Origin of the sequence: Clostridium sp. MCC328 (assembly GCF_018785465.1) — a bacterium.
GTDB lineage: Bacteria > Bacillota > Clostridia > Lachnospirales > Lachnospiraceae > Pilosibacter > Pilosibacter fragilis.
The window spans coordinates 1-3,418 of record NZ_WQPW01000055.1 but is presented as its reverse complement, the minus strand read 5'-3'; the positions used below and the strand labels follow the sequence as shown (position 1 = coordinate 3,418).

At 34.6% G+C, this 3,418-nt stretch carries 2 protein-coding genes; both read left to right on the top strand.

All coding sequences use genetic code 11. The features are described from left to right. Positions 1-168 precede the first annotated feature (168 nt). The gene (locus tag GPK83_RS09425) at positions 169-2,277 is read left to right on the top strand and encodes an ATP-dependent DNA helicase (protein WP_345941795.1); all 2,109 of its coding nucleotides are present in this window, start codon (positions 169-171) and stop codon (positions 2,275-2,277) included. A gap of 1 nt (position 2,278) precedes the next feature. Next, positions 2,279-3,118 (top strand): hypothetical protein, encoded by an 840-nt coding sequence (locus GPK83_RS09420; protein WP_215704629.1) that lies wholly within the window; start codon positions 2,279-2,281, stop codon positions 3,116-3,118. The last annotated feature ends 300 nt before the right edge of the window (positions 3,119-3,418 follow it).

Below are 3,418 nucleotides of genomic sequence, written 5' to 3'. Positions count from 1 at the left end.
ATCTTCCGGCTGAGTGCTATAGCAAGCGCCGCAAATGAGCGGCGCTGTATTTGGCGTGGGGCGAAGGATTTGACCTTTACAGATAATATATGGTACAATATCTTAGGAAATTCATTTAAAATATAGAAATGATTATTGAGAATAAAAGGGCTCTAGAAGTCATATGACGTGGAAGAAGGTGTTAGTTTGCGTTTATGGAGATATGATGAAGATGCGATATTACAAGAAGAGCAGAATGAACGTAAAAAGAGATTTCATAAAATCGGAGAAGATGTATTTTCTTTTTTTCAAGATAAAGCTATTGCTACTGGATTTGAAGATAGAGAAGGACAATGGGAAATGTCCTGTGAAATTGTAGATGGAATTAGAGAAAACAAGCATGTGCTTGTTGAAGCTGGTGTTGGAATTGGAAAGTCATTTGCTTACATTGTACCAATTCTATATTATAGCAAAATTTACCATAGACCAGTAGTAATTGCGACATCGACAATAGCATTACAAGAGCAGTTGACTCATGATATAGAAAAAATTATGGACATGCTTAATTATGAAGTAGAAGTCCTTATAGCCAAAGGGCAAAACCATTTTTTGTGCAAAAAGCGGTTTGATGATTGTTTTACAAAAGAATTTATTGCAGAAAATGTGGAACACCAAATAATCAATGATGCAATCTGCAAATATGGGTATGAGAAGGCGGATTGGAATGTTGCGATTCCAGATGAAATATGGAACCGGATAAATGTGAAAGAATATAAATCACAATTTTGCAAAGATAAGTGTAGCTACTGTGGCTCTTGTCATTACTATAATTTGCGTCAGAAAATGATGTCTACACATGGGATTATTGTATGTAATCAGGATTTGCTTGCTGTGAATATGCATAAAAAAGCAAATTATCGAAGACAACTTATGAGTGAAGATATTGGAATTGTTGTAGTAGATGAGGCTCATAATTTGGAAAGTAAAGTCCGTTCATCTGTGACTTCTTGCATTTCACTTAAACAGTTGAAAGATGCAATGTATGGGGCAGGAAAAGCAGTTGATTCTTTTGATTCGGCATTTGCCAAAGAACTGGAAAACGCAGATTATTTGATAGATGAGGTTTTTAAATCACTATTGAAGCAAATGAATGAGCAGGACAAAGAGGCAGAAAAAAATGGTCAGGATATAGACCGATATTATGTAAGGAGTATTGGAGCAAATTTTGAAGAATTAAGAAATATTCTTGATGATATCCAGTTTAAAGCGTCAATGTCATTTGGTGATTTTATAGGTGATCATAGTAGGAAAAATTACGATGAAGAGGTAGAACAGCTTGAAGATTATGTTGCCTTTTTGGAGTCAATTATAAAAAGGAAAAATAGCGAAGATATTTTCTGGTTAGAAAGAGATAGGGGAAGTCGTGGAATAAAAGGAGTTCGTTTATATAAGTGTCCCAAGGAGGTTGACAAGATTACAAGGCGAATTATGTTTGGTGATTCTGGCTTACCAGTAATTTTGACTTCGGCAACTATTACAAGTGGTAAAAATGAAGATTATATAAAGAACTACACCTATTTTATTAATAACACTGGATTTCCGATTGAACGAAGTTTGGTATGCGAGCCTAAAATATCACCATTTAATTATGATGAGCATGCGAAGATTTATTATACAGAACATATGCCGCATCCTACACGTGAAAGAGACAAGTTTATAGAAGAAGGTGTTCGGGAAATTATAAAATTGCTTTATATCAGCAATGGAAAATCTTTAATTTTATTTACAGCAAAAACGGATATGCAGGCGGTATATGATAGATTGCAGAAGGAAAACTTGCCATTCAAGATATTGATGCAGCAAGGGAATGCAAAGCAGGCAGAGACTTTAGAGAAGTTTAGAAATGATACTAATTCTGTGTTACTAGGAACTGGAAGTTACTGGGAAGGAATCAATATTGAAGGTGTGTCGTTATCTCATGTAATTATCTTTAAACTACCATTTCCAGTAAGGGAGCCGATTATTGATTACAAGTACCAGCAGAGCAAGGATGGCTTAATGGAAGTGTCTGTTCCGGAGATGGTTATAAAACTAAAGCAGGGGATTGGAAGATTGATTCGGAGTGAGAGCGATAAGGGAATTGTTTCTATTATAGATTCAAGAGTTGGAAAAACGTCAAAGGCACCTTACAAGCAAATTATTTGGGAATCATTACCAATAAAAAGCAAGACAAATAAAATTGAAAAGATAGCAGCTTTTTACAGCCAAGTAGTAGAGCAACAGAAAGAGGAAAAATAGCGTGAAAGAATTTCATTTGAAGAACGAATTGTTATTACAGGCGTTTTGGGGCGGATATATGTGTAAAAATAATTGCCTAAAGCATTGCCAGGGTTATTTTAATGCAGATGCAGGAAATTATGGAAGAGGTTTTATAGAATATTGTATTGCACGAAATTTTAATATACATAGAGTACCGGGATATGAGCAATATTATTTAAAAGATGGTACAGAAATGAATATGCTTCACGAATATGGAAATTTGAAAGAGGCAGATATTGACGTCGCCTGTGCAGAAATTGATTTGTTATATCACTTTGTTCAAAAGGAATTAAAAAAGAGTACCTGTGTAAAAAATGGAAAAATAAAATTGGTTCGATCTTTAAGACCTTTTGAAATAGAAGCTGTTACACCTCAATTGAAGGATCCAAACAATAGTACTATTACTTTGCCAGTGAATATAATGACATCGTATGCGCATGATAACAGGTTATATGGATATGGAAGCAGTATGTCAATAATTCGAGAATTGCCTGTTGAAAAAGTAGTTATGTTTGATGAATGCTTATTTCATCCGGAAAATGTGTGTGCTAATAGTATTCATGGTGGCGAATATGAGGTATGGGTAGTAGAAGATAATATGTTCGGAAAAATAGAGTTGGATAGAGCTTGTTTCAAATATGAAAAATTAGAGGATGCAGGCAATAATTATCGCAATTCAATGCGATATGGGATAGATGCTTCTTTGTATACGGATGAGAGAAAAATAACACGACCATGTGAATGGAATACATTTACAAAATGGTTAATCAGGCATAATACACAAAAAATTAAAGACTTATATGGAGTGACTGATAAATAGTATTGCAAAGAAAAGTGCGTTACGCCTAATATATGAAAAGGGAAAATCATAATTACTGATAATCGGTTTAAAATATGAGATTGCTACGATATGGATAAATGAAACAGTTGGAGGGAATGATTTTGATAGAAACATTTGTTAGCTGGTTTTTAGGTGTTATAAGTAATGGCATCGGCGAAAAAGTAAAAGAAAACGAGAGATAAAAAACTTACAGGATAGTATGAATATTCCGTTGCGGCGAAGCCGTCTGTCCGGAAAAATGGAAACCACCTGTCCGGATAGGCGGAAACCGCTTTAGGT